Origin of the sequence: Pseudarthrobacter sp. NKDBFgelt (genome assembly GCF_046097905.1) — a bacterium.
GTDB lineage: Bacteria > Actinomycetota > Actinomycetes > Actinomycetales > Micrococcaceae > Arthrobacter > Arthrobacter polychromogenes.
The window spans coordinates 56,458-82,794 of the sequence record NZ_JBJURL010000011.1; the positions used below are offsets into that span (position 1 = coordinate 56,458).

Genomic DNA, 26,337 nt, shown 5'->3' on the forward strand with positions numbered 1-26,337 from the left:
CATGACCATCATCGACAATGCCGTCTATGTGGACGGCGTGCGCCACGTGGAACCCGAGAGCCTCGAGCAGACCTTTGACATGCTTGCCCACCACGGCGGAATGGCCTGGATCGGGCTGTACCGGCCCACGCCGGAGGAAATGGCGGCGGTGGCAAGCGAGTTTGGCCTCCACGATCTTGCGGTGGAAGACGCCATCTCCGCGCACCAGCGCCCCAAACTGGAGCGCTACGACGACAGCCTGTTCACCGTCCTCCGGCCCGCCCGGTACGTTGACGACTCCGAAAGCGTGGAGTTCGGCGAACTCCACATCTTCACCGGCAAAAACTATGTGGTCACGGTCCGCCATGCAGAGATGGCCGGCGTGGCCCGGGTGCGGCGCCGCATGGAGGCCCGGCCCGACCTTTTGCGCCACGGGCCCGAAGCTGTCCTGTACGCCCTGCTGGACCGCGTGGTGGATGACTACGCGCCTGTGGTGGCCGGACTCGAAAACGACATCGACGAGATCGAGGACCAGCTTTTCAGCGGCGACACCACGGTGTCCCGCAGGATCTACGAACTGGCCCGGGAAGTCATCCAGTTCCAGCGGGCAATCCATCCACTGCCGGACATGTTGCACCAACTTGAGCGTGGATTCGAGAAGTACGGCGTGGAAACGGACCTGCGGCACAGCCTCCGCGACGTCGAAGACCACGTAGAGCGCGTGATCTCCCGGGCGGACTCCTTCCGGGACCTGCTGCAGAACGCGCTCACCCTGGACGGCACCCTCACCGCGAACCGGCAGAACGAGGCCAGCGCCGAACAGAACGAGCAGGTGAAGAAGATCTCTTCCTGGGCCGCGATCTTCTTCGCGCCGTCTTTCGTTGCCGGCGTGTACGGGATGAACTTTGACCACATGCCTGAGCTCCACTGGGAACTGGGCTACCCGTTGTCTATCGGTCTCATGATCGCGATGGCGGCCCTCATGTACGGAATCTTCAAGAAGAAGGGCTGGCTGTAGGCCATGGCCGCCGAGCCGGGGCCTCCGGCCCTCCCCGGGGGCCGCATCCTGGTGCCCGGCAGCAGCCGGCAACTGGCGGTATACGGCCTCTTCCCGCCGCCACCCGGCCGGCACCGGGCGGCACATGCCGGGTCCCACGTTTTTGCCGCCAAGGCCTGCGAACCGGAACTGCTGTGGATCAGCTTTGACGAGCTGTGCGCGCCGGGTGCGTCCAGGGAGGACTACTCCTTCCTCGCAGCAGGGGCGGAGCTGTGGGTCATTGATGGTGTTCCGCCGCCTGAGCCATCGGACGCCGGTCCACGGGCGGAAGCATGGGAGCTCTTTGCTGCCGCACTTGCGGCAGCGGCGGCCCGCGGAACAACCCTGTTCGTGGTTGGTACCGCCCCCATGGACTGGGGTGCCGCGTCCGTGTCTGCGGATGACGCGCGGCTTCGTTCCGCACTGGCGGAGACCGCCCGGCTACTTGCGAAGCTGAAGCGGGTGGAGTCCGACGAAACTGTTGCCGTGGAGGGCGTGTCAGGGAGTTAGTGCGCGGGCCTGAGCCCACCCTTCACCAGGTCGCGGCTGCCGGCGTAAACGACCGCTGCCACGGCGAGGACGGCAACCACTCCGGCCAAAACACACCACGCCACGAGGTAGGGGTAGGGACTGCCCTGCAGGTCGGCGAGGAAAAACTTCGTGAAGCTGTTGAAGGCGGCATGGAAAAGGACCACAACCGGCAGGCACGCCTGCGTGCTGTTGTACAGCCAGGCGAGCAGCACCGACTGCGCAAGGATATACACCGCAAAGGGCGTCAATGGACGCTGGCCCGGGTCCGACACCAGTTCCGGAAGGTGCCAGGGAAACCACGCCAGACCAATGATCAAGGCGGCCCGCAACGCGCTGTAATCCCGTTGCAGCCGCGGCAGCAGAAACCCGCGCCAGCCGAGCTCCTCAAAGATGCCGACCATAAAGACCGTGACCACGATCGAACCGGCAACCTGCAGCAAGTCAGCCGGCTCCCAGCGTGGGACCGGTGCCCCTGCGGCCACCGCAGCCCACAGGGCAAGGCCGGGGGCAACCAGCGGCATACCCAGTGCCACGCCGTACCACGCAGGGTTGGCCCGCCAGCGTCCAAACTGGCGCAGAAGGCCCAGCAACTCAGGGCGGCCTCCCACCAGGAAAGCAACCAGGACCGCCGCCAGCCCCGGCCCGAAGGGCACCAGTGGACTGCTCTCCGGGTTCAGGAGCACCAGCGGCCAGATGGACCAGGAAATGACGTACGCCAGCCCAAGGTAAAGCGCAATGTCGTGCCGGGCCGCCCAATCCCGCAGCCGGTGGCCGTGAACCGCCATCACAGACCTTCTTGGAGTCGTGCATGAGTGGGTGTTAAGTCTGGCATTCTCTGCTGCCGCCAGAAAGCCAACCATGCCCCCGATAAGTCGTTAGGTAGGTCATTGGGTTCTGGGGTGGACCGCGTGGACAACGGGCCGTTCGGCGCGTCCGCGCACGCCGGCCGCCGGATAAGATGAAGTAGTTCCCTGGAGGGCGTGTCAGGAATGAGTCCGCCGGCCTGCCTGCCGTTGTGAGCCGCGCGAGGACTGCGCCACCGACGGGGCCCATCCACAGTGGAGGCATCACACTATGAAGCACTTTCTGCTCAGTATCCAACAGCCCGACGGCGGTGCTGCGCCGCCGGAGATCCTTGAACCCGTCATGCGTAAGGTGGACGCCTTCAACAGCGAACTGAAGTCCGCCGGGGCGTGGGTCTTCGCAGGAGGTCTGGATCAACCAGCCGGGGCCGTGGTGGCACGCAGCAGGGCCGGCCAAGTGACCATCACACAGGGCCCCTACTTCCAGGGGAACGAGCACCTCGGCGGGCTCTCCATCATCCTGGCCCGTGATCTGGCTTCCGCGCTCGAGTGGGGGAAGAAACTGGCGGATGCCACCATGCTGCCGGTGGAGGTGCGGGAGTTCCAGGGCGGCCCCAGTGATCATTTGGCCACTTGACGAACCGGGTTTCAGGCCACACCCCCTGCTGGGGGCAGGGTATTTTGTGGAGCTAAGGAGATTCGAACTCCTGACCTCTTCGATGCGAACGAAGCGCTCTACCAACTGAGCTATAGCCCCGGAGGGATCCGCCCCTGCAGGAGCGGCACCGGTGACCCTAGGCTACAAATTTTCCCGGCTTAATGCCAAACTGCAGCCTCGAACCCCGCACCAGCGTTCCGTAGGAGACGCATGGAATAGCCTCACGGCACTAACCTGTCAGGCGCGGCGGCGCTGCAGGACGTCGTCGAGGTTACTGAGCGCACTCTGCGCCTTGGACAGTTCCTGGCCCTCGGCGGCTGCCGGCGCAGCAGGCGGCGCGGCGGAAACGCCCTGCTTCAGGGACGGCTTGCCCGTGGCTTTCGGTGCCTCCGGGAGCTCCAGCGGCTCAGGTGCCGGGCGCTCGGCCTTGGCTGCCTCAACATAGACGGGTTTGGGAACCTCCACCGGTTCCCACGTGGACGGAGCAGCTGCACTGGCTGCGGAGCCGGCAGCTTCCGCGCTTGAATCGCCTGCGGCAACCGCCACAGCAAGGGCGGCCTCACGCAGTTCCATGGCAGTCAGCGGCCTGATCCTGGGCTCGTGTGCCTCGGCGTCGAAAAGGGGGTTGTCCTGCTTCGCCGGAGCTGCTTCCGGCCGTGGCGGGACGCTGGCAGCGGGTTTGGGCTGCCGGGCCGGTGCGGTCATGGCGGCCCGAAAGGCTGCGTTGACCTTTGCCCTCCTGTCTCGAACGGCCAGCCAGCGCAGGAGGACAACGGATCCGGCGGTGAGCGCAAGGCACGTCAGGGGAAGGGCAGGAGCGCCCAGCCCGAAGAGCGAAAGCACACCTGAAACGAACGCGGTGACCAGCGACAGCAGCCCAACCAGGGCAATGCCGCTGCGTCCGTAGCGAATCCGGAACGTACCCCCGGTTGGGGAGCCGGCAGTGGCGGTCGCGGGTCCGGCACTCTTCCTGGTGTCCATGGCTTTCTCCTGCTGGGCGGCGACGTTCAATACCAAAGCGGCTGGCGGTTCCGGTGTTTCATCTGCTGCGGGCTCCGCCAGGAAATCGCCGGCTGGCTGGAACTGGTGCCTGCGGTACCGGAGGACGTAGGGCGCAACCCACACAATCCAGAGCACGACGGCAACCACAAGGATCACTGAGCTGCTAAGGGGGAAGTCCACACTCAAAACCGTATGAGTATCCTGTCCGCTGCGGCAGCATTAGCTGCGGTGTGTCGTGGCGCAGCCGGCAAATCAATGGATTTATGACGGCCGCAAGGCGAGCCAGGGCCGGAGCAGCCCGTCCGGGACCTCTTCCGCGGTCAACGCGAACGACCGGTGGTCAGCCCACTCCCCGTTGATGTGCAGGTAGCGGGGCCGGTATCCCTCGTCCCGGAAGCCCAGCTTTTCCACCACGCGGAGGCTTGGTCCGTTCTCCGGCCGGATGTTAATTTCCATCCGGTGCAGGCCAAGTGTCCGGAAGCAGTGGTCCGTAACCATGGCCACGGCAGTGGGTGCAATGCCATGGCCCGCACGGCCCCGGTCCACCCAGTAGCCGAGGGTCGCCATCATCGCTGATCCCCACACGATCGATGAAACGGTCAACTGGCCAATAATGGCGGGGCTCCCGGCGGTGGCAATCCGCTCGGTGATAACGAAGGGCAATGCAGTAGCCTGCGCTGCCTGCGACTTCAATGACCGGACCATTTGCCGGTAGTCCGGGAGGCCTCCGGCAGGATCCGGGTTGGAAGCTTCCCACGGAGCAAGCCACTCACTGTTGCGGGACCTGACCTCGGTCCACTCCTTCTTGTCCCGGTACCGGATGGGCCGCAGGACCAGATCCCCGCACTCCAGGGTTACGGGCCAAATGGGACCAGCGCGCACGGCGCTACTTGGACAGGCCGGCGGTGAACCCCGGCAGCCACTCCCGCAAGCCCGGCCCCAGGTCCTCGCTGTCAATGGCGAGCTGGACGCAGGCCTTGAGATAGCTGAGCTTGTCCCCGGTGTCGTAGCGGCGCCCGCGGAACACAACGCCGTACACTCCGTACCCCTCGCCTTCGCCGGTCGCCAGCTCCTGGAGGGCGTCCGTCAGCTGGATTTCGTCTCCGCGCCCGGGGGCGGTGCGTTCCAGGACCTCAAAGACGGCAGGGTGGAGGACGTAGCGGCCGATCAGCGCAAGGTTGGAGGGCGCCTCTTCCGTGCTTGGCTTCTCCACCAGGCGGTTGACGCGAACGTAAGATTCGCCGTCGATCGGCTGGACGTCAGCGCAGCCGTAGGCGCTGATCTCGGACGGTTCCACTTCGATGAGCGCGATGACGGACCCTCCCGTTTTCGCCTGCACGTCGATCATGGTGCCCAGCAGTTCGTCCCGGGCATCGATGAGGTCATCGCCCAGCAGCACGGCAAAGGCTTCATCACCAACGTGCTGCTTCGCGCGCAGCACGGCGTGGCCCAGACCGTGCGGGTCTCCCTGCCGGACGTAGTGGATATCGCCCAGCTTGCTGGCGGCCTGGACTGATGCGAGTTTCTCGGTGTCCCCCTTGCCCTCAAGGGTGGACTCGAGGGACGGTACCCGGTCGAAGTGGTCTTCCAGTGCCCGTTTGTTGCGCCCGGTGATCATAAGGAGGTCGTGGAGGCCGACGTTCACGGCTTCCTCAACCACGTACTGGATGGCAGGCTTGTCCACGACGGGAAGCATTTCCTTGGGCATCGCCTTGGTTGCCGGCAGGAACCTGGTACCGAGTCCGGCGGCAGGAATGACGGCTTTGCGAACTCTCGGGTTACTGGTAGTCACCGGACTAATCTAACGTCAGCGTCAAGCATTCAGTAAACAACGGAGCCAGTGATACATGATGGCGCCGGACAGATGGACAACACTGGTAACCGGCCGCGCGCGGCAGTTATGGAGGAAACACGTGACGCTTGAGGAAACCAAAGCAGCCAAGGACCTGATCCGTGCTGCCCACCGCCGCCGAAGGGCTGCGATGACATCCCTGGAACGCGAGGAGGCCGGAACCGCTCTGGCCAAGCGCGGCGCGGCGTGGGCGGCTTCGGTGATGCCGGCAGAGGAGGCCACGGTGTGCGTCTACCTGGGCGTCGGCGCGGAACCGCCCACGCTGCCACTGATCGCAGCGCTTCACGACGACGGCCACAGGGTTCTGCTCCCCGTCTGTGAACCAGGGCGTGAGCTCGGATGGGTTTTCTGGACCCCGGGCATTGAACTCGCGCGCAGCAGGTTCGCCCCCATCCTGGAACCGGTCGGGACCCGGCATGAGATTGAGGTTGCCGGGGAAGCCGCTGCGCTGTTCATCCCTGCCACGGCCGTCGACCTCGCAGGCAGCAGGATCGGCCAGGGCGGCGGCTACTATGACAAGTTCCTGGGCCATCTTGCGTCTGCCGGGAAGCACATTCCCCTTGCCGCAGTTCTTTATGACGGGGAATTACTGCCCGCTGGCGCGATTCCGGTGGAGGAATTTGACCGTCCCGTGCCTGGCGTCGTGCTTCCTTCCGGATTCAGGGACCTGGCGAACGCCGCTTGACCGCAAAGTCCGGGCGCAGGGGAATGCTAGAATTGGCACTCAGGCCCTGTGACTGCTAATGGGACATCCAGTTGGATCACCAAGCGGCAGTCCGGGACCTCTCGTTTGCCCAAGAGGAGGAGCACCAGTGCCAACGTATGCGTACGCCTGCAAGGATTGCGGCCATGCCTTTGACATCGTCCAGTCGTTCTCGGACAGCTCTCTGACGTCCTGCCCCGAGTGCCAGGGTGCCCTGCGCAAGAAGTTCAACAGCGTGGGCGTCGTCTTCAAGGGTTCCGGCTTCTACCGCACGGACTCCCGGGACGCCAAGGGCAGCACGGTTTCGGCTGCTCCCGCCGCTCCTGCTGCAGCGCCGGCATCCGCGCCGGCCGCTTCGGCCCCCGCCGCTGCCAGCTGACGCACGGTCCTCGACTCAAAGCCCGCCGGGCGGTTGGGCAAGGTTGTCCACATACCGCTAAGGGCACTGCCAGATCTCTTTGCGCCGCCCCTAGCGTAGGCACATGCCTGCATACCGCCAGTCCAGCCCGAACACCTCAAGCGCGCCACATCCCGGACACTTCCGGAAACCACGAGTGCGGCGCCGCCCCGGCAGGGTCCGCGGCTCCGGCCGCGTTACAGGCAGGCGTCCTCCCGCGCGATTCGCGGGCTGGCTGAACCGCAACAGGCGCCTCGCTGTGGCGCTGCTGCTCTGCGCCGCGGCCGCCATCACGGTGCACCAGCTCACCCCCGCCCCCGTCTACACGGTGACGGCGCTGGCCGCCGCGAGGGATATCCCCGCCGGCGCCGCACTATCGGAGGCAGACCTCGCCGCTGCACAGGTTCCGCCCGGCATGATGGCCAGCGGATTCCTCAAGGAACCTGGTGAGGCGGCAGGCAAGCAGCTCGCGGCGCCCCTGCGCAAGGGGCAGCTGCTCACGGATGCCCAGCTTGTCGGTCCAGGCCTCCTGGCCGGCACTCCCCCGGGATCTGCTGCCGTCCCCCTTCGGATGGCAGATCCGTCGTCCATCCAGCTTGTCTCCCCGGGGCAGCTGGTGAACGTGGTCCTCACCTCGGCCAACGGCTTCGACCAGCAGGACCCGCCCCAGATCCTGGCCTCCGGCGTGCCCGTGCTGTGGACCTCAGGCCACGGTGGCCAGACTGGACAGTGGCTGGGTACCGCCGAGACAGACGGCCTGATAGTTGTGGCCGCAACCGCGGAACAGGCAGCCCGGCTCGCAGGCGCCTCCACCCAGGGCAAGCTGTTCTTCGTGCTGGTGGGGCCGTGAGGACCTCAGCCCCAGTGCGGCGGTTTCTGCTCCTTCAGCCAGGCGTCGTGGTCGTCGTCTTCCCGGTCACCCCACGCACGGGGGTCGTCCTCGGAGGCCTTGTTGGGCACGGCCGGCCCCGCAGGCATCGCAGAACTGTTGGGCCCGGTGCCGGGTGTACCGTCCTGGTCCTGCCCGGCTTCAGCTTCGGCGGGCTGCCCGGCGTCCGGAGCGTTGTCTTCTTCGTGGTCCTGGGGCATGGTGCCCGCCTCCTTGCTGTCCTGGTCTCCGGCCGGTGCGGGATCGTCGCTCTGCGCAGTTGGCAGGCCTTCGCGGGCTGGCACGGAGTCGCCCTGGCTGGCATCAGCCATGGCCAGCCGTTCCCGCTCGCCCTGGCTTTCGGCGTCGATCCCGTTGAGCGCCTGGTCCACGTCGTCGTCGAGGAAGGCGACGGACGCGGCGGCACGGCCGGAAAGGGCCATTTTCTCGAGTCCCAAGTACCCGGCAATCCTGTCGGCGCAGGCGGAGGGATCGGTGAACACCTCGATGGTCCACAGCGGCATGTAGCGCCATCCCAGGCGCTCCAGCAGCTGCGGGCGCAGCCGGCTGCGCTCCCGCACGCTCATGGTCCGGTACTGCTCCGTGCCGTCCGATTCAATCGCAACCGGCCACGGCAGGTCCGCGTGCTCCTGACCCATGGTGCTGAGGGGATCAGCGGCGGCAACCACGTCGATGGCGCCGTCATACTGGTGCCACACCCGTGCGCCGCGGGCACGCAGGCGGTCCCCGAGGTCGGCAACCAGGGGATCCGCCCCCAGCGCCTGCTCGCTGGCCGCAGCCCGTGATGCAGGAGTTCCAAGATCAGTATTTCCCGCAATTTCGCGGTCCAGCAGCGAGTACAGGTCCACGGCTCCGTGGCTCAGCCTGGTGTGGTCCAGGTCCTCGGGCCGGAAACAGGTGAGGACGTGCATGGACCGGCGTGCCCGTGTCATGGCCAAGGCAAACTTCTCCCGGCCGCCCTCGGCGGAAAGCGGCCCGAAATTGTGCAGGGCGCGGCCGTGCGGGGTGCGGCCAAAACCGGGCGAGAAGATGACGTGATCGCGCACCAGTCCCTGCGCCCGTTCCAGGTCAACCACCCGGAAGGACTCGGGACCGGCGCCAAAGAACCCCGCCAGGCCAGGGTAGTTGGGCAGCTGCAGCCGGATGGACTCCCCGATCCTGGCCGCATGGCGGAGGCTCGCCGTGACCACGGCCAGGGACGTACGCGGGCGGAGTCTTGCGTGCTCGAAGACCAACTGGACAACGCGGTTGACTTCCGCCACCACGGATTCGACGCCTTCGTGGTCGGCGCTCGGCAACCCGGTTCCGTCCGGAAGGTATTCAACCAGGAGGGAACGGTCCAGCCCGGTGGCGGACTGGCCTTCCGGCAGCCGCCGCAGGCCGCCGTCGTAAAAATTCTTGCTGAGCTGCAGCACAAGGTCCTCGTCCACCGCACGGTACACGAAGTTTAGCCGCCACACAGGAAGCACCTGCGACAGTGCGCTGAAAGCACTGTCCACGCGGTGGTGCGCTGATTCTCCGGGTGCGAGCCTTTCCACTCCCACCGTGAAAGTCCGGGGGCTGGCGATCCGCGCATCACCGAACGCGATGACTTGTTTGGCCCGGGCCACGGACGGCAGCACAGCCTGGAGGGACGTCGCTTCTGCGTCCAGGATGACGACGGCGTCGAAGCGCTGTTCCGCCGGCAGCAGGCCTGTCATCAGGTAGGGGCTGACGGACCAGACCGGGACCAGCGTGCCGATCAGTTCCGGTGCCTGGGCCGTCAGCGACGGCAGGGATACCCGGCCGTCCTTGAGCAGGCTCCGGAGGAGATCCGCCTGGCGGGGATGGGCGGCGAGGGCGCTGCGCCAGCGCTCTGCGAGGTCCCAGCGAAGGCGCGCGGCACCGCTGGCGATATGGGCGTTGTCAGCCAGGCGGTACTCGGCCTCCAGCCTGCGGAGGGCGTCGCCGTCGGACATTGCCAGGTAGTCGTCGCCGCTGATCATTGCCTCGAGCGCCGACTGCCACCACGCGAGTTCAAGCTCGGCGGCAACCGAGCCGGCCGGAACTTCCCGCTCCGCGAGGTCGGCGAGGAGCTCGCCCAGGCCGTGCTCACGCATGTTCTCCACCAGAAGCGTGCGCTCCGGAAGTGTCTTCAGGGTGTCGGTGTCCGCCACCAGCCGTTCAAGGCGCTCCATCAGCTCCTCGTACCGGACCGTGGCGAGCGAGCCGCCCGCCGCCGTGTGCCGAAGGGCCTCCCCCAGGCGGGACAGGTCGCTGTCCAGGGACCTGTACATCGCATTCATTTCGGCGAGCCCCGACGGAACGGCGGGATGCCGCTGCGTGGTGGCATAGCCTGCCCACAGCGCCCGCTGCTCCTGGACCAGGAGCAGCGACGTGTGAAGGTCGGCGATGTGGACTCCGGGCCTGACGTACTCCTTCGCCACCCTGCGCAGCCTTGAGCGCTGCATGGACGTCATGTCGATGCCGCGTTCCTTGCGCCAGGATGAGGGCGCGGTAGCCGAAATGAGGTCGGTGACCGGACGGTCGAAGATGTCCGGGGTGAACTTGTCCAGGCTTCCGCGTACCGCCACCAGGAGCTCGAGCTGCTCGCCCCACTCGGCGAAGGAGGTACCGAGCCGGATCTCCGCGTGCTCGGCTACTGCCTTCATGCGGTCGCGGAGGACGGGCAGGCTCTTCTCCACGGAGCGGACCAGCTCCTGGGCTTCCTCGGTCTCCTTCCGCGTCAGCAGCCGGGCGCCGTGCCACGGGCTGGCGGTTGATGCCTTGCTGAAGCTGCCCAGCTCCGCCGCACGCTTGAGCCGGCTGGCAAGCTCCTCACGGTCCCGGATGTTGTCCAGGACGCTCCGCTTCAGCCGCACCGTGGTGGCCGGCGCCGGGTGGATTGACGTCAGCTCCGCCAGCGACTGCATGGCCTGGTACGGCGAGCATCCCCACCGCTGGCGGACGTTGTGGAGCGAGGCCACATGGTCCATCAGGGCGTGGCGGTGCTCGGTCAACGTGGTGTGGAGGTTTCCGAGCTGGGGTTCCAGCGACTTTTCGTTGCGGACAATCGCACGGACCAGCTGGGCCTTGAGCTGCTGGGCGGTGACGTTCCCTGACAGCTGGAACAGGATGGACTCCAGGCCCAGGCCTTCCAGCTGGCCGGACACTTCGTTGAGGCTGGCACGGCGGTCCCCGACCACCAGGACAGTCTTTCCGGCATCCACCAGCGCACCGATGGTGTTGATGGCAGTCTGCGTCTGGCCGGTACCCGGCGGGCTGCTGACAACCAGCGAGTCGCCGGCACGGGCAGCATCAATGACGTACTGCTGGTCGGTGTCCGCGTCCAGCAGAAGCAGCTCGTCCTTGGGGTGCCTGGTGTCCAGGGAAGGGAAGCGGGAGGGGTCCGGCTGCTCCACGTCCACCATTTCGCCGCCGCCCGCAGTGGCCAGGGCGGAAATAAGCGGGTTGGAGTCGTTGATCCAGGGGTCGTCCAGGTTGCCGGAGAGGTCGGCGAAGGTGGAGACCAGCAGGTTGTGCTGGGCCTCGGCGCCATGGATGGGCCTGATCAGGGTGCCCAGCCGGTCCAGGACGGGCTGCGGATCGAAACGGGCAGTGCTGTAGGCCAGCCGGGTGACGGCGTTGACGTCGAAGACGATGCCGTGGATGTTCTTCAGGTGCCGCACCAGCGCGGGGTTGATATGCGCCTGCTCCGTCAGCTGGAGTTCGTAGTCGTCCTCCCCGGGCCGGACGGTCAGCGAAATGGCGGTGAGCATGACCGGCGCCGAGATGCGCTGCGGTTTGCCGCCCACGGCGGACGTCCACACAACGGTGCCGGCAGAGAGGTAGCCGGCGTCGATGCCGCGGTCGTTGGCCAGCTCGAAGATCTTCGAGCGGATGTTCCGGGAAGCCCGGGCTGCCACCACGTACTGCTGCCGGTCCCGGATCAGGGTGGAGAGGCGCGTCTTGCGCCCGGCCATCAGCTGGGCCAGGCCGGACGGGTGCGCGTGCGTCAGGTCGATGGAGCCTTCAGGCGTTTTGGTGAAGCGCAGCATCGTGTCTGCCCCGGTAACGGGCTTGAGCCCGGACAGCCATTTGCGGAGCTCCTCGGAGCCCTCCGGGTGGCCTTGACCAACTGACACTTCTGCCTTCTTTTCTGCGTTTGCACGTGACGTCCTGGACCATACCGGCATACGTTCGAGCGTAGCCGCTAAGACGGCGGGACTGAGAGACCGCAACACGTGATGGGCCTAATTTGCGGAGGTTTTTGCCCCGGGAACACCAGTGGCCGGCTCCCTTGGCGGAAGCCGGCCACTCAGGATGCTATTCCCACTCGATGGTTCCCGGCGGCTTGCTGGTGACGTCCAGCACCACACGGTTCACGCCCTCCACCTCGTTGGTGATCCGATTGGAGATCCGGGCCAGCAGCTCGTACGGGAGCCGTGACCAGTCCGCCGTCATGGCGTCCTCGGAGGAGACCGGACGGAGCACGATCGGGTGGCCGTAGGTGCGGCCGTCACCCATGACGCCCACGCTGCGGACATCCGCCAGCAGGACGACCGGCATCTGCCAGACTTCGCTGTCCAGGCCGGCTGCGGTGAGCTCGGCGCGGGCGATTGCGTCGGCCTTGCGCAGCAGGTCGAGCCGTTCCTTGGTGACCTCGCCGACGATGCGGATGCCGAGGCCGGGGCCGGGGAAGGGCTGGCGGCCAACGATCTCCTGCGGCAGGCCAAGCTGGGCTCCGACGGCGCGGACCTCGTCCTTGAAGAGTGCACGCAGGGGTTCAACGAGTTCGAACTGCAGGTCCTCGGGAAGGCCGCCCACGTTGTGGTGGCTCTTGATGTTCGCCGCACCTTCGCCGCCCCCGGATTCGACGACGTCCGGGTAGAGGGTGCCCTGGACCAGGAACTTGATCTTCTCACCGTGGGCTGCAGCCTCGGCGATGATGGCAAGTTCAGCTTCTTCGAAGGCGCGGATGAATTCGCGGCCGATGATCTTGCGCTTGGTTTCGGGATCGCTCACGCCGGCCAGGGCGGACAGGAAGCGTTCCTGTTCGTTGGCGACATACAGCTTCACGCCGGTGGCCGCCACGAAGTCGCGCTCCACCTGTTCGGCTTCGCCCTCGCGCAGCAGGCCGTGGTCCACGAACACACAGGTGAGCTGGTCCCCGACGGCGCGCTGGACAAGTGCGGCGGCGACAGCGGAGTCCACTCCCCCGGAGAGGCCGCAGATGACCCGGGCGTCGCCGACCTGCTTCCGGATCCGCTCCACCTGCTCGTCGAGGATGTTGCCCGTGGTCCAGTTGGGTTCCAGCTTGGCGCCCTTGAAGAGGAAGTTCTCCAGGACCTGCTGACCGTAAGCGGAGTGCTTCACTTCGGGGTGCCACTGCACTCCGAACAGGCCTTTTTCCTCGTTGGCGAAGGCAGCCACTTCGGCGCCCGCCGTCGTCGCAAGGACCTCGAAGCCCTCCGGCGCCTCGTGGACGGAATCGCCGTGGCTCATCCAGGTGTTCTGGTGCTGGGGCATGCCCTCCAGCACGGAACGGCCCTCGCCAAGGATGGTGGTTTCAGTGGAGCCGTACTCCCGCAGCCCGGTCCTGTCCACCTTGCCCCCGAGGGCGTTGGCCATTGCCTGGAAGCCGTAGCAGATGCCGAAGACGGGGACGCCGGCTTCGAAGAGGTCGGCACCGACGCGGGGGGCGCCGTCGGCGTAGACACTCGAGGGGCCGCCCGAAAGGATGATGGCGGCGGGGTTCTTGGCCAGGAGCTGCTCGGTTGTGTAGGTATGCGGAACCACTTCCGAATACACATTCGCTTCCCGGACGCGGCGGGCAATAAGCTGCGCGTACTGGGCACCGTAGTCAACAACCAGCACCGGCTTCTGGGAAGTCTGGGATGCAGTGGGAGTAGTCACCGTACTAGCCTACTGGGCGCCGTTGCACCGGCGCATCTTGAGAAGCCGGGCTGTGACGGAGCGAACTGTCAGCGCCCGCATTCCCGCCTGACAACCGGTCAGTAGCGCTGGGGTGCCTGGGGGTTCGCCGCGAGCTCGGCTTCCACCTCGGCGTGGAACTTCTTTTCAACGATGAAGGAGAGGAAAGGGACCACGCCGCCGAGGGCCAGCAGGATCAGCTTGAGGAACGGCCAGCGCATCAGCGCCCAGAGCCGGAAGTTGGACATCAGGTACACCACGTACATCCAGCCGTGAACAATCAGGACAGCTACGGACAGGTTGACGCCGCCCAGGACTCCCGGAGGTTCGGCATCTGCGAAGCCGAACCCGAAGGGCTGGCCAGTGACGGCATTGGTTCCCCCGGCGAAGAGGTACTGCCCGAACCCGTAGCGGGCAACCAGTTCGGCGCACAGCAGCAGCAGCATGCCACCGGTGAGGTAGGCCAGCACCTTGTAGAACTTCAGGGCCGAGCGGATCTGGGCCTCGGTTCCGCCAAAACGGCGCTTCTTGCCGCCCGCTTTAGGGCCTGCATTTATGCCTGCGTCAGTGCCTGCGGCGGCTGCTGGGTTTGCCGGTTTAGGGTCAATCATGGCTGTACCTTTTGCTCGTTGTGTTCTGGGTGCTGGTTGTCTTCATCGCTGTCCTCGAGGCTTTCCTCAAGGTCGCGGTGGTAGTCGTCCTTCACGAGCCGCCACCAGATGAAGAGGGCGAAGCCGGCGAAGACCACCCACTCGAGCGAGTAGAAGAGGTTGAGCCAGTTGATCTGCTGGGCGGGCGGCTGCGGGCCGATGTCCAGGGGAAGGAGTTCGCCCGGCACCGCGGCGGCGCTGAGGTCCACGCCGTCGGCTACTTCGGCGGTGGCGGCCACGAATCCGGGGTAGCTGCTGACCTCCCAGTAGTTGATCAGCTCTGCCACGGACACCGCCGTCGCCTCACCTGGATTGGGTGCCGTTCCCGGGACGGGCGCCTCGGACGGCAGCAGCCGCCCGATCAGTTCAAGGGTGCCCGACGGCGGTGCTGGGGCATCGCCGGGTTCCGCCACCCAGCCGCGGGCCACCGGGATCCAGGTCTGCGGTGAGGCTGCGGCGCCGGTCAGGGCCGGTGCCCCGTCGACGGCGAACGCGGACACCACCCAGTAGCCTGTCTTGCCGTCATGCAGCCGCCCCGGTACCAGGAGCTGTTTTGCGGGGTCATAGGATCCCTGCGCCGAGACCATCTGGTCCGCGTCGGTTCCGTGGAAGAACTCGCCCGGCTGGAGGGTGTCCGTTAGCGGCTGGACCTGCTCGGTGGCCGGGTTCGTGGGCACTTCAGGCTGGGTGGAGCGCCCGAACTGCCACTGGCTCAGGAACACGAAGACCCCGGAAACAGCGATCGCGAAGACAAAACCGGCGATCCATCGGGGCTTAAGGGCTGTTTTCCACACGTCTTAACCGTACTTCGTAGCGCTGTAGAACAACTAAACGCGAGGCCAGGGCCGGGGTCCTGGCTCCTCGCCGGACCGGTGCCGCAGTCGGGTCAGTGATCGAAGAACACCAGGCTCGAGTTGATGAGTTCGGCGATCATGTCGGGATCGTAGGCCCGGCGCAGCGACTCCCGGAACGATTCCTTGGAGAGGGACCGGGCCAGCGTTGCCAGGACCTCAAGGTGGTCGGAGAACGAACTCGCCGGGGTGGCAATCAGCAGGATCACCGTTGCCGGACCGTCCGCGGCACCGAAATCGAGGGCGTGCCCGTATTTGGTGATTCCTACCGCGATCGAGGTGCGGGAGACGAACTCGCTGCGGGCGTGCGGCAGGCCGATGCCGCCCGGCAGTCCCGTAGCCAGCTGGTGTTCCCGGGCGTTCACATGCTTGAGGAACCCGTCCAGGTCCGAGATACGCCCGGCGGCATGCAGCCGCTTGGCGAGCTGGGTAGCGGCGTCGACCTTGTCCTTAGCCTCCAATTCCAAAATCACCATATCGGGCGTGGTGAGCTCGGCATCGTACCGGTCAAGTGGTTCCGCCAAGGCGTATCCCTTCAGTCAGCGTTGCTGGTGCCGTGAATCCCTCAGCGCAGGGGCACGATGTCTTCCACGCCCAGGCGGGCGGCGTCTGCGGATTCGTCGTCCGGCTGTTGTTGGCTGAGGCGTTCGGCCTCCACCCGTGCAATGTAGTGCCGCACTTCGTTTTCACGCTGGGCGTCACTCCAGCCAAGGACGTCACCCATTAGTTTAGCGACAACAGGAACAGCGGACACTCCGCGGTCCCAGGCTTCGATGGAAATCCGTGTCCTTCGGGTCAGCACATCATGGACGTGGCGGGCGCCCTCATGGGTTGCGGCGTAGACGGCCTCGGCCTGGAGGTAGTCGTCGGCGCCCGGAAGGGGCTCCGCGAGGGCCGGATTCTCCTCGATGATGGACAGGACCTCGAAGGTCATGGATCCATAGCGGTTCAGCAAGTGCTCAACCCGCGCAACATGCACGCCGGACTCCTCGGCGGTCCGGTTGCGGCGGTTCCAGGCTGCCCTGAAACCGCTGGCGCCCAGCAGCGGAATGGTTTCCGTGCAGCTGGGCGGGACCCGCTCGTCCATGGTGCGGGTGGCCTCGTCCACCGCGTCCTTGGCCATGACCCGGTAGGTGGTCCACTTTCCGCCGGCCACCACCACCAGGCCGGGAACGGGATGGGCCACCACGTGTTCACGGGACAGCTTGGCAGTGGAGTCGTTTTCCCCGGCGAGCAGCGGGCGCAGGCCGGCGTAGACGCCCTCAACATCTTCGCGGGTCAGCGGCCGCTTAAGGACCTTGTTGACGTGGTCCAGGATGTAGTCGATGTCCTTGCTGGAGGCAGCCGGATGGGCTTTGTCCAGGTTCCAGTCGGTGTCCGTGGTGCCGATGATCCAGTGCCGGCCCCATGGAATGACGAACAGCACGGACTTTTCGGTGCGCAGGATCAGGCCGACAGTGGACTGGAAACGGTCCCGCGGTACCACCAGGTGGATGCCCTTGGAGGCACGGACCTTCAACTGGCCGCGGTCGGTCACCATGGCCTGGGTTTCGTCCGTCCACACCCCGGTGGCGTTGATGACCTGCTTGGCGCGGATGTTGAACTCGGTCCCGTCCTCATGGTTGACGACCTTTGCGCCCACCACCCGTTCGCCTTCGCGGAGGAAATCCACCACCTTCATCTGGTTGACGGCATGGGCGCCATAGTAGGCGGCGGTCCGGACCAGGTTGGCGCAGTACTTCGCGTCATCCACCTGGCCGTCGTAGTAGCGGATGGAGCCCACGAAGGCGTCGTTCTTGAGGCTGGGGGCAGCACGCAGGGTGCCCCGTTTGCTGAGGTGCTTGTGGAACGGCACTCCCCGGCTGTGGCCGCCGGACACCGACAGGACGTCGTAGAGCGCGATTCCGGCGCCGACGTAGGGCCGTTCGAGGAAGGGCTTGGTCAGCGGATACAGGAAGGGCACGGGCCGGGCCAGGTGCGGCGCCAGTTCGGAGAGCAGCAGTCCCCGCTCCTGCAGCGCTTCCTTTACGAGGCCGAAATCGAGCATCTCCAGGTAGCGGAGGCCGCCGTGGATGAGTTTCGATGACCGGGAGGACGTACCGGCAGCCCAGTCGTTCGCTTCAACGATGCCGACGCTGAGGCCGCGGGTGACGGCGTCCAGTGCTGCCCCGGTGCCAACGATGCCGCCGCCGACGATGAGGATGTCCAGTTCCTGGCCGGGGTCCGCCGTGGCGCGCAGCCGTTGGATGGATGCTTCCCTGGCTTCCGGGCCAAGGGCCCCGCCGTTAACAGGAAAATTCTTCATTGAACGCCTCCAGTGCCTCAAGTGCCGGTAGTAAAACCACCCTACTTGCTTGCGGCACGCTTGGGCAGGAGGGCAGCGGCTGGATGCCGCCGCAGCCCTCCTGGTTCCAAGGGGAGAGCGTCAGTTTCCGGAGTACGGGGAAACCACGACGTCGACCCGCTGGAATTCCTTCAGGTCCGAGTAGCCGGTGGTCGCCATGGAGCGGCGCAGGGCGCCAATGAGGTTGGAGGTTCCGTTGGTGTGGTGGCCGGGCCCGAAGAGCACTTCCTCCAGCGGTCCCACGGTGCCCACGTTGGCGCGGTCGCCACGGGGAAGTTCGAGGTGGTGGGCTTCCTGGCCCCAGTGCCATCCCTTGCCCGGCGCCTCTTCGGCCCGCGCCAGGGCGCTGCCCAGCATCACGGCGTCGGCTCCCATGGCAATCGCCTTGACGATGTCTCCCGAGGAGCCCATGCCGCCGTCGGCAATGACATGGACGTAACGGCCGCCGGACTCGTCCATGTAGTCGCGGCGGGCGGCGGCGACGTCGGAAATGGCGGATGCCATGGGCGAATGGATGCCCAGCGCCCGGCGGGTGGTGGTGGTGGCGCCCCCGCCGAAGCCCACCAGCACACCGGCGGCACCGGTGCGCATGAGGTGCAGCGCGGGCGTGTAGCCGGCCGCACCGCCCACGATCACGGGAACATCCAGCTCGTAGATGAACTGCTTGAGGTTCAGGGGTTCGTCGTCCTTGGAGACATGCTCGGCGGACACGGTGGTGCCACGGATGACAAAAATGTCAACGCCGGCGGCCACCACGGTCTTGTAGTGCTCCTGGGTGCGCTGCGGGGTCAGGGATCCCGCCACCGTCACGCCGGCCTCGCGGATCTCCGCCAGGCGGGACGTGATCAGCTCAGGCTGGATGGGCGCCTTGTACAGCTCCTGCATCCGGCCGGTCACAGCCGGGCTGTTGGTTTCATCCTCCAGCGCGCCGATCTCGTCCAGGATGGGCTGCGGGTCCTCGTACCGGGTCCACAGGCCTTCAAGGTCCAGGACGCCGAGGCCGCCGAGCCTGCCCAGTGCAATGGCAGTCTGCGGGGACATGGCCGAGTCCATGGGCGCCGCAATGACGGGCATGTCGAACTTGTAGGCGTCAATCTGCCAGGAGACGGAGACGTCCTTGGGGTCGCGGGTACGACGGTTAGGGACGATTGCTATGTCATCCAGGGAGTAGGCACGACGCCCACGCTTGCCACGGCCGATCTCGATCTCGTAAGTCACTGCTCTAGGTTATCCCAGCGGCCGTGTTGTCCTTGTCTGGGACGGCCGTGAGGGGCTAGGCACCGGCCGGGATGGGCAGCGGTGCCCATGGCGGGGAACCGAAGAAGTCCGTAGCCTAGGGCCCGGGGGCTTCGGTGAACGCTCCCGTGCCCATTTCCAAGGAGAACCAACCATGGCCCCTGGCCTCTACGGTGCCGACATTGAGCAGTTGCGGTCCTTGTCCAAATCCATGGACCGTTCGGGGTTGCGCCTGATGGAAACCGAGCGCCAAATTACGAGCCTGGTAGCGGGCATTGACTGGAGGGGCAACGACGGCGGTCGCTTCCGCCGCGAATGGAGCGACACGTGGCGCCCCATGATGAAGCAGTCTTCGCAGTCACTGCTCGACGCCTCAAAGTTGCTCCTCACGCAGGCTGACGAGCAGGAAACAGCCAGCACCACCAGCGGCGCAGGCCCGGGCTCCGGGGGGCCGGCCACCCCCACAGCGCCTGGAGGACCGGGTGACACCGCGCCCGGCCCGCTCGACGCTGTCCTTGCCGTTGCCGGCAGCCCCGGCTGGTGGGGCGCCAATGCCGCAGTGACCGGGGCAGGTCTTTACACGGATAACCTCCTGGCCACCATGGCCAATGGCGGGCTCCTCACAAAGCTCACAAAATGGCCCTGGCTGAGCGCGCAGTACGCCCAGGTTCCGGGGGTTGGGTATGTACGCGGAACACAGCTCCTCAACGGCACGTCCATGCTGGGACGCCTGTCCGGCGGCCTGGGAATCATCACCGGCGGATTGCAAATCGCCCATGGCGTCCACACAGGCAATACCGGGATGGCGATCGACGGCGGCGTCTCCGCCGTCCTTGCGGCCGGAAGCTTCATCCCCGGAGCCGGCCCGTTTTTTGCAGTAGCCGGGATTGCCTGGGGCGGAATGGGCCTGCTGGCCTCGAACCTCGGTTATGGTTCGGCCTCCGAAATGGTCGCAGATGCGGCCATGAAAACCGCCGACGCCGTGGCCGACAGCGCTCAAAAGACCGTGGATGCCGTAGCCGACGGCGCCAAGAAGGTCTGGGGCTGGCTCACCTGACACCCCGGCTTCCCTAGAATCATTCCTGAGACCTGTCGACCCAAAGGCTGCCGTGACCATTCAAGAAGACGCACCACTGCTCATCACCGAACACGAACTCATTGCCCTGATCGCCCTGGCGGGAACCACGGGGGCGCTCAAATGCCAGAGTTTGTTCCGGCTGGACCACGCCGCCGGCGCCCCCCTCGAGCAGGCAGGTGTGGCCACCCTCCTGGAACGCGGGCTCATGACGGTCGAGGGGAAGAGCCTCGTGCCGGCCGGGCCTGCCACCGGCGTTGCAGGTGTCCTGGCGGACTCGGATGCCTGGCTGGAGGTCGCCCTGGTCACTCCCAAAGCCGAACACGTCTACTTCCTGTTCGGCTCAGGCACCGGCGCGTTGGTCCTCAGCCTCAGCAAATACGGCGTCCACGAGCTGCGTCCCCTGACCGATGCCGACGGCATGTTCACCACCGCCGTCGAGATGGTCACCTTCTACCTCGGAACCGCACCGGACGGACGCCCGGCGGCAGGGACGGTCCGCCGGCATCTTCCCGACGGCACCTTCCACTCCGTCCATATCAAGGTGGCGCCGGACGGGTCCCTGGAGATTGTCACCGGCGACGACGCACAGCCCGCCCCTGCAGCGCTGCGGCCGGAAGACCTCGAAGACCGGCTGCGCCAGGGACTGGGCCTGCTGCCGGCATGACTCATCACATTCCTTTCCCCGCCGGCGCGCCTGCGCATTCCCTGGACCACTGGCTCTCCCCTGAACTGGCCAGGGTCAGCCCGCCGAACGCTCCGTCCCGGCTGCGGCAGCTGGCCGATACTCAAGGAACCCTGGCGGCCGGCTGGAGCAGCGCGATCGCCGGCGGACCCGTCCTCGCCCTGGCAGGGGCGTTCTTTTCGGCCATGTCAGGAAATCCGGCCGCCGTGCTGGTCCTCGCCCCTCTGGGGGCCGTCCTGATGCTGCTGGGAATCTCCTCGTGGAAGCGGGTCCGTGCCCGGCTGCCCAATACCAGCCGGATTCTGATCAGCCGCGGCCCGGGCTCCGCCCGTGGCGGCATCACCATGGTGTCGGTACTGGCGGTTGCCCTGGGCGGCATCCTGTCCCTGTACCTGCCCTCTGCCCTCGCAAAAGACGACGGCACGGCCGCAACACTGGTGGGGTCCTTCGTGCTCCTCCTGGCTCTCCTGGTGGCCTGCATTGTGGTCCCGTCGGCAGTGATGGGCCGCTCCCGGCAGTCGTTCCGGCAGCGGGTCCAGGCGAACCCGGAACTCCGCAGCGCTGTGGAACAGGACCTGGCCGTCTGGCGCGATCCCCACGGCAACGCAGGCTACGGCCCACTCTGAGCGCCCGGGGGGCGGGCTGCAATTCCGCCACCCCGGCCTGCAGGCACCGGCCGGAGCCCGGTTGGCTACAGTTGCCTTATGGGTTCACGGTGGGTATTCGACGGCCACATTGCCGGCATAGGCACGGCCTCAGGCCTTCGCGCCGTGGTGGGCATCTGGCAGGAGTCGCCCTTCGGGCCCTTTGCCGACGTCATGGTCCAGCAGCCCTCCGGCCACCGGCAGCTCCTGGCCCCCGGCCCGGACGTGGCGGACTTCATCGCCGCCACGTACACGTTCGACGACGTCACGGAGGTTGATCTGTCGGCGCAGCTTGGCCAAGGGACGCTGGAGGTCGACGCCGGTCCCCTGGCGATCAGCGCACGCCTGGGCGGGCGGGCCCTCCTGGGCAGGGTGCTGCGGGCAGTCCCCCGGCGCCTTGCCGTGCACCCCGGCTGGCTGCACGCCATCAGTCCTGTCGCCGGGATCCTCAGCAACGGCTCCCGGACCTCCGGCACCGCGGGCAGCGGCCGGCGGGAGTATTACGGGGTGAGCGACCTGCACACCATCACAGCCGCCGTCGTGAGCTGGAACGGCGTTGACGCCGGCGCGCTGGCGCCGGTCCGCCCCGCCGTGACGTTCGGGTTCAGCAGCGTCCCGCCGCGTCCGGGCATTGCGCGGGTCCGCACAACGGTGGCGGAGTTTTAGACTCCGCCTGTTTCCGGGCTTGCTCCTGTGAGCTGGGATTCGAACATCCTGAAGTAGCGGCCGCGAAGCGCGACGAGTTCCTTGTGCGTCCCCTGCTCAACGATCCTGCCGTCCTCCAGCATGAACACGGTGTCCGCCTTCTCGATGGTGGCGAGCCGGTGGCTGATGGCGATGATGGTGCTGCTGCGGTCTGCGAAGAGGCGGCTGAAGATCCGGTGCTCGGCCAGGGCGTCGATGGCCGAGGTTGGCTCGTCCATCACCATGAACGAGGCGTCCCGGTAGAAGTTCCGGGCCATGGCCAGTCGCTGCCACTGCCCGCCCGAGAGTCCGCTGCCCTTACGCCCGCGCGGGTCCTCCATCCAGTTGCTGACGTGGTTGTCCAGGCCGTTGGGCAGTTTGTTGATGAAGTCCAGCGCCTCCGCGTCCGCGGCAGCCTTGCGGATGCGGGCGTCGTCGCGGGGCGAGTCGACGTCCCCGAAGTAGATGTTTTCCGCGGCCGTGGCGAACTCGTACTTGAGGAATTCCTGGCTCAGCACCGCGAGGTGCCGGTGCCACGAGGTGACGTCGACGGCGGCGAGGTCCACGTCGTCCAGCAGCACCTGCCCGGAATCCGGGCGGTAGAGCCCTGCCAGGATCCTGATCAGCGTGGACTTTCCGGCGCCGTTCTCCCCCACGATGGCGATGTGCTGGCCCTCTCGGATGGTCAGGCTGATCCCGCGGATCACCTCGATGTCGCTGCCCGTGTAGGTGAAGCGGATGCCCTTCAGCTCCACGGTCTTCGGTGCCTGCAGCAGCGGCGGGGCGTGCTCCGAATGCACGGGCATGGCCATGAAGAGCTCGTAGTCCTTGAGGTTGGCCAGGTCCTCGTCGATGGAGCTGAGGGAGGACACCAGGTTGTTCGCCGTGGACAGCGCCCGGCTGACGATCTGCTGCACGTAGAGGAACTGGCCCACGGGCTGCGCGCGGGCGATGATCTGCCCCACCACCCAGACCAGGGACACCACTTCAGCGCCGTATTGGAGCGCATCGGCGGCGAGCTGCTTGGGGATGTACCGCTTCTGGAAGTCCAGCCGCCGGCGCTCGTCCGCGTCCCGCAGCCGGGACCTGAATTCCATCAGGTAGCCCACGATCCCGTACAGCCGCATCTCGGCGATGTGCTGCGGCCGGAGGAGGTTGGTCTCGATCATGCGGCGCTGGCGGCGTGAGTCCACCTGGGTGTTCCAGTGGGCGATCTGCTCCCGCGAAAGTTTGAACTGGAGGTAGACGCTGGGGACGATGGCCACCAGGACGATCACGGCAATCCACCAGCTCACCAGCAGCAGCGCCCCGACGGCGAGGATCACCGACACGAGCTGGGTGAAGATGGCGGCGATGCGGTCCAGGACGCGGGCGTAGGAGTCGGAGAACCGCTTCGCGCGGTCGTAAAGGTCTACGGTTTCTTTGTCGTCGTACCGCCAGAATTCCAGGGCCAGGAACCGCTCGTACATCTGGTCCCCCACGATGGCCCCCACCTTGAAGCTCATCAGCTGCTGGATGTAGCGGTCCACGCTGCTGAACGCGCCCCAGAAGAGCCCCAGGGCGGCGGTGATGATGACGTAGACGATCGCCCGCTGGCCGGCGTCGGCGTCACCGGCATAGGCGGCGGCCAGCGCCGTGGTGGTCAGGGCGGCGAAGTAGGTGGTGACCAGCGGAAGCACGGCCGAGATCAGCGAGCCGAGCACCTTCATGACCACGGCGCCCGGCGAGGCCCGGAAACTGACCCTCAGCACCTGGGCTACGGCCCGGGCATACGGACGAAGGGCCAGCCGCCGTGGCGGCTGGCCCTTCGCAGGGGTGTTCACCCGTTCAGGAGGCGTTGTCAGCGGGAACCGTAGTTCGGCGCTTCGACGGTCATCTGGATATCGTGCGGGTGCGATTCCTTCAGGCCGGCCGGGGTGATCCGGACGAACTTGCCGCGGGCCTTCAGCTCGGCCACGGTGGGCGCGCCGGTGTAGAACATGGTCTGGCGCAGGCCGCCCACCAGCTGGTAGGCCACCGAGGACAGCGGACCGCGGTAGGCCACACGTCCCTCGATGCCTTCGGGAATGAGCTTGTCATCGCCGGAGACGTCGGCCTGGAAGTACCGGTCCTTCGAGTAGGACGTGTTCTTGCCGCGGGACTGCATGGCGCCCAGGGAGCCCATCCCACGGTAGGACTTGAACTGCTTGCCGTTGACGAAGATCAGCTCGCCCGGCGATTCGTCGCAGCCGGCCAGCAGGGAGCCAAGCATCACGGTGTCGGCACCGGCCACGAGGGCCTTGCCGATGTCGCCGGAGTACTGCAGGCCGCCGTCGGCAATGAGCGGCACGCCGGCGGGAATGGCTGCCTTGGCGGATTCATAGATGGCAGTGATCTGCGGGACGCCCACACCGGCCACCACGCGGGTGGTGCAGATGGAGCCCGGTCCCACGCCCACCTTGATGCCGTCGGCGCCGGCGTCGATCAGGGCCTGGGCGCCTTCCCGGGTTGCTGCCTGGCCGCCGATGACGTCCACGTGCGCCGCCACGGGATCGGACTTGAGGCGGCGGATCATGTCCAGCACGCCCTGCGAGTGGCCGTTGGCGGTGTCCACGAACAGCGCATCGACGCCGGCGTCCACCAGTGCCATGGCGCGCTCCCAGCCGTCCCCGAAGAAGCCGATGGCTGCACCCACGCGGAGCCGGCCTTCGTCGTCCTTGGTGGCCAGCGGGTACTGCTCGGCCTTGGTGAAGTCCTTGGTGGTGATCAGGCCCTTGAGCCGGCCCTGCTCATCCACCAGGGGGAGCTTCTCGATCTTGTTGGTGGCCAGCTTGTGCGAGGCTTCCTCGCGGCTGATCCCCACGTGTCCGGTGACGAGCGGCATTTTGGTCATGACGTCGCTGACCAGCCGCAGCGGGAAGTCGGACTCGGGGACAAAGCGGGTGTCGCGGTTGGTGACGATGCCGAGCAGGCGCATGTCCTCGTCGACCACCGGCAGGCCGGAGACGCGGTACTGCGAGCAGATCTCATCCAGCTCAGCAAGCGTGGCCTGCGGGCCGATGGTCAGCGGGTTGGTAATCATCCCTGACTCGCTGCGCTTTACCCGGTCCACCTGGTCCGCCTGGTCCTGGATGGACAGGTTGCGGTGGATGACGCCCAGGCCGCCCTGGCGTGCCATGGCAATGGCCATCCGTGATTCGGTGACAGTGTCCATGGCCGCGGACAGCAGCGGCGTGTGAACCGAAATCCGCTTGGAAATCCGCGAGGACGTGTCAGCCTCCGACGGGATGACCTCGGTGTGTCCAGGCAGGAGCAGGACGTCGTCGTAGGTCAGGCCAATGAAGCCAAAGGGGTTGTGTTCGGGCTCGGTCATGAGTGCGCCTCTTACCTTGGTTGCTGGACGGGTAGGGGTTGCAGCCGATGACCAGCCCGTCATTACGGGACTGGCCTGTGCAGGAAATGTTCCAGGACCGCCGCGGCAGGCGGGGACCCGGAGGCCGGAAAGTATTGAGTAAATATTAGAACCTCAGCGCCGATCCCCCTATTCCACGCGTGGAATGTGAGCAACCGCACGCCCACCGGGCGGTGAGAGCTGCGGAGCTGTCAGCTCCAGCCGGTGGCGGCCAGCAGCCGCTGTTCGAACATGGGGATCATGCTTTCCACGTAGGTCCGCGTGAGGTGGTTGTCGTCCTTGTAGACGTAGACGTTGCCCACCACACCGGGACAGATGCCCCGCGCGCAGATGAAGTCGCTGAGATCCATCAGGTGCAGTCCGTCCAGTTTTCCCCGGTAGCTTTCCAGCGGGGAGGGTTCCACCAGGGATTCCTCAAGGGACACACTGCACTCCGGTGCGTCCGGGCCGTTGCGCTGGATGCACTCAGGCATGTTGAACGTAAAGCGCGGGTTGTCCCGGATGCCGATGATCTCGATCCCGGCCTCCGCGAACGGCCGGACCCCCTCCAGGTAACCCGGGACCTCGGTCTCGAAAGGGGCTTCCTCATGCGTCAGCGATGCCACGGTGAACACTGCGTCCGGCTGATGTTCCAGGACGTAGGCGGCGCTGGCCTGGTTGTAGGCGTTGCACTCCGCATTCCGTTCCAGGGACTCCGCCCCGAAGCGGCACGCCGGCATCAGCAGCGTCACCAGTTCCCAGCCCCGCGCGGCGGCAATCGGCGCCAGTGCCCCCAGGTACTGCTGGGAGTGGGAGTCGCCCAGGACCACGATGCGCTTGGTTACCTCACCGTCCGGAACTTCCTGCCGGCATCCTTCGAGGATGGGGTTGCTGGTGGCGTTGGCCCCGGTGCAGGGGGCGTGGATTCCGGCCCAGTCGTTGTCCAGCGCCGAGGGGCCGGGGATGATCCTGGCCTCCGGGGCGGGGACGGCGGCGCTCTCCGGGTTGAGCGCGGCGGCCCCCGGCGTGAGCTCC

General features: G+C 66.5%; 24 protein-coding genes and 1 tRNA gene. 10 read left to right on the forward strand and 15 right to left on the reverse strand.

The features are described 5' to 3' along the window. Position 1 precedes the first annotated feature (1 nt). Positions 2-997 carry a magnesium/cobalt transporter CorA gene (corA, locus tag ACKAE7_RS04960; RefSeq protein ID WP_188809685.1) on the forward strand — a complete coding sequence of 332 codons (996 nt, stop codon included), beginning with the start codon at positions 2-4 and terminating at the stop codon, positions 995-997. A 3-nt stretch (positions 998-1,000) separates the two neighbouring features. Continuing rightward, complete coding sequence (locus ACKAE7_RS04965; RefSeq protein WP_191035902.1) at positions 1,001-1,525, forward strand: hypothetical protein; 525 nt, start codon at positions 1,001-1,003, stop codon at positions 1,523-1,525. On the opposite strand, the gene ACKAE7_RS04970 is transcribed toward ACKAE7_RS04965, so the two are convergent. After that, on the reverse strand, positions 1,522-2,331 hold the full coding sequence (locus ACKAE7_RS04970) for a CPBP family intramembrane glutamic endopeptidase (RefSeq protein ID WP_188809683.1): 810 nt from the start codon (positions 2,329-2,331) through the stop codon (positions 1,522-1,524). The two genes, ACKAE7_RS04965 and ACKAE7_RS04970, sit on opposite strands and share 4 nt — an antisense overlap. Before the next feature lie 289 nt (positions 2,332-2,620). On the opposite strand from ACKAE7_RS04970, the gene ACKAE7_RS04975 reads away from it, so the two are divergent. Further along, positions 2,621-2,986: a YciI family protein gene (locus tag ACKAE7_RS04975; RefSeq protein ID WP_188809682.1), complete on the forward strand. Its 366-nt coding sequence runs from the start codon at positions 2,621-2,623 to the stop codon at positions 2,984-2,986. A 47-nt stretch (positions 2,987-3,033) separates the two neighbouring features. On the opposite strand, the gene ACKAE7_RS04980 is transcribed toward ACKAE7_RS04975, so the two are convergent. The 4 genes from ACKAE7_RS04980 to galU form a co-directional block, all read right to left on the reverse strand. Then, positions 3,034-3,106, reverse strand: a tRNA-Ala gene (locus tag ACKAE7_RS04980). Between the two features lie 138 nt (positions 3,107-3,244). Beyond that, on the reverse strand, positions 3,245-4,189 hold the full coding sequence (locus ACKAE7_RS04985) for a hypothetical protein (protein WP_229666348.1): 945 nt from the start codon (positions 4,187-4,189) through the stop codon (positions 3,245-3,247). An 81-nt stretch (positions 4,190-4,270) separates the two neighbouring features. Then, entirely contained in the window at positions 4,271-4,891 is a 621-nt protein-coding gene (locus ACKAE7_RS04990) for a GNAT family N-acetyltransferase (RefSeq protein ID WP_188809681.1), read from the reverse strand. Between the two features lie 4 nt (positions 4,892-4,895). Continuing rightward, positions 4,896-5,801 (reverse strand): UTP--glucose-1-phosphate uridylyltransferase GalU, encoded by a 906-nt coding sequence (gene galU, locus ACKAE7_RS04995; RefSeq protein ID WP_188809680.1) that lies wholly within the window; start codon positions 5,799-5,801, stop codon positions 4,896-4,898. Positions 5,802-5,922: 121 nt separating this feature from the next. Here galU and ACKAE7_RS05000 point away from each other — a divergent pair, with 121 nt between their 5' ends. From ACKAE7_RS05000 to ACKAE7_RS05010, 3 genes are all read left to right on the forward strand, one after another. After that, entirely contained in the window at positions 5,923-6,546 is a 624-nt protein-coding gene (locus ACKAE7_RS05000) for a 5-formyltetrahydrofolate cyclo-ligase (protein WP_321201332.1), read from the forward strand. 127 nt (positions 6,547-6,673) lie between these two features. Beyond that, positions 6,674-6,943 (forward strand): FmdB family zinc ribbon protein, encoded by a 270-nt coding sequence (locus tag ACKAE7_RS05005; protein WP_188809678.1) that lies wholly within the window; start codon positions 6,674-6,676, stop codon positions 6,941-6,943. A 103-nt stretch (positions 6,944-7,046) separates the two neighbouring features. Beyond that, a complete protein-coding gene (locus tag ACKAE7_RS05010; RefSeq protein ID WP_190609810.1) occupies positions 7,047-7,811 on the forward strand; it encodes an RcpC/CpaB family pilus assembly protein in 765 nt (254 codons plus the stop codon). Between the two features lie 5 nt (positions 7,812-7,816). Here ACKAE7_RS05010 and ACKAE7_RS05015 read toward each other — a convergent pair whose 3' ends face one another. From ACKAE7_RS05015 to ACKAE7_RS05045, 7 genes are all read right to left on the reverse strand, one after another. Continuing rightward, positions 7,817-12,025: an AAA family ATPase gene (locus ACKAE7_RS05015; RefSeq protein ID WP_408978633.1), complete on the reverse strand. Its 4,209-nt coding sequence runs from the start codon at positions 12,023-12,025 to the stop codon at positions 7,817-7,819. 130 nt (positions 12,026-12,155) lie between these two features. After that, positions 12,156-13,745, reverse strand: a complete 1,590-nt coding sequence (gene guaA / locus ACKAE7_RS05020) for a glutamine-hydrolyzing GMP synthase (RefSeq protein ID WP_188809675.1) — start codon at positions 13,743-13,745, stop codon at positions 12,156-12,158. A 98-nt stretch (positions 13,746-13,843) separates the two neighbouring features. Beyond that, complete coding sequence (locus ACKAE7_RS05025; RefSeq protein ID WP_188809674.1) at positions 13,844-14,374, reverse strand: DUF3817 domain-containing protein; 531 nt, start codon at positions 14,372-14,374, stop codon at positions 13,844-13,846. After that, entirely contained in the window at positions 14,371-15,207 is an 837-nt protein-coding gene (locus tag ACKAE7_RS05030) for an SURF1 family protein (RefSeq protein ID WP_408978634.1), read from the reverse strand. The genes ACKAE7_RS05025 and ACKAE7_RS05030 overlap by 4 nt, the downstream gene beginning before the upstream one ends. A gap of 92 nt (positions 15,208-15,299) precedes the next feature. Beyond that, the gene (locus ACKAE7_RS05035; protein WP_188727548.1) at positions 15,300-15,788 is read right to left on the reverse strand and encodes a PTS sugar transporter subunit IIA; all 489 of its coding nucleotides are present in this window, start codon (positions 15,786-15,788) and stop codon (positions 15,300-15,302) included. 41 nt (positions 15,789-15,829) lie between these two features. Next, complete coding sequence (locus tag ACKAE7_RS05040; protein WP_190609803.1) at positions 15,830-17,569, reverse strand: glycerol-3-phosphate dehydrogenase/oxidase; 1,740 nt, start codon at positions 17,567-17,569, stop codon at positions 15,830-15,832. Positions 17,570-17,689: 120 nt separating this feature from the next. Further along, on the reverse strand, positions 17,690-18,826 hold the full coding sequence (locus tag ACKAE7_RS05045; RefSeq protein ID WP_188809671.1) for a GuaB3 family IMP dehydrogenase-related protein: 1,137 nt from the start codon (positions 18,824-18,826) through the stop codon (positions 17,690-17,692). A 172-nt stretch (positions 18,827-18,998) separates the two neighbouring features. On the opposite strand from ACKAE7_RS05045, the gene ACKAE7_RS05050 reads away from it, so the two are divergent. The 4 genes from ACKAE7_RS05050 to ACKAE7_RS05065 all read left to right on the forward strand — a co-directional run bounded on the left by ACKAE7_RS05050 (position 18,999) and on the right by ACKAE7_RS05065 (position 21,914). Beyond that, entirely contained in the window at positions 18,999-19,901 is a 903-nt protein-coding gene (locus ACKAE7_RS05050) for a hypothetical protein (protein ID WP_408978635.1), read from the forward strand. Between the two features lie 52 nt (positions 19,902-19,953). Next, complete coding sequence (locus tag ACKAE7_RS05055) at positions 19,954-20,586, forward strand: hypothetical protein (protein WP_408978636.1); 633 nt, start codon at positions 19,954-19,956, stop codon at positions 20,584-20,586. Further along, entirely contained in the window at positions 20,583-21,230 is a 648-nt protein-coding gene (locus ACKAE7_RS05060; protein WP_188809668.1) for a hypothetical protein, read from the forward strand. Before ACKAE7_RS05055 ends, ACKAE7_RS05060 begins: the two co-directional genes overlap by 4 nt. A gap of 78 nt (positions 21,231-21,308) precedes the next feature. Continuing rightward, a complete protein-coding gene (locus ACKAE7_RS05065) occupies positions 21,309-21,914 on the forward strand; it encodes a hypothetical protein (protein WP_408978637.1) in 606 nt (201 codons plus the stop codon). Here ACKAE7_RS05065 and ACKAE7_RS05070 read toward each other — a convergent pair. The 3 genes from ACKAE7_RS05070 to ACKAE7_RS05080 form a co-directional block, all read right to left on the reverse strand. After that, positions 21,911-23,755: an ABC transporter ATP-binding protein gene (locus tag ACKAE7_RS05070; RefSeq protein ID WP_408978638.1), complete on the reverse strand. Its 1,845-nt coding sequence runs from the start codon at positions 23,753-23,755 to the stop codon at positions 21,911-21,913. The genes ACKAE7_RS05065 and ACKAE7_RS05070 overlap by 4 nt on opposite strands. 17 nt (positions 23,756-23,772) lie before the next feature. Next, positions 23,773-25,284 (reverse strand): IMP dehydrogenase, encoded by a 1,512-nt coding sequence (gene guaB, locus ACKAE7_RS05075; RefSeq protein ID WP_066277678.1) that lies wholly within the window; start codon positions 25,282-25,284, stop codon positions 23,773-23,775. Between the two features lie 230 nt (positions 25,285-25,514). Beyond that, positions 25,515-26,337 (reverse strand): SGNH hydrolase domain-containing protein (locus tag ACKAE7_RS05080; RefSeq protein ID WP_408978639.1); only part of this gene is annotated, 823 nt, incomplete at its 5' end.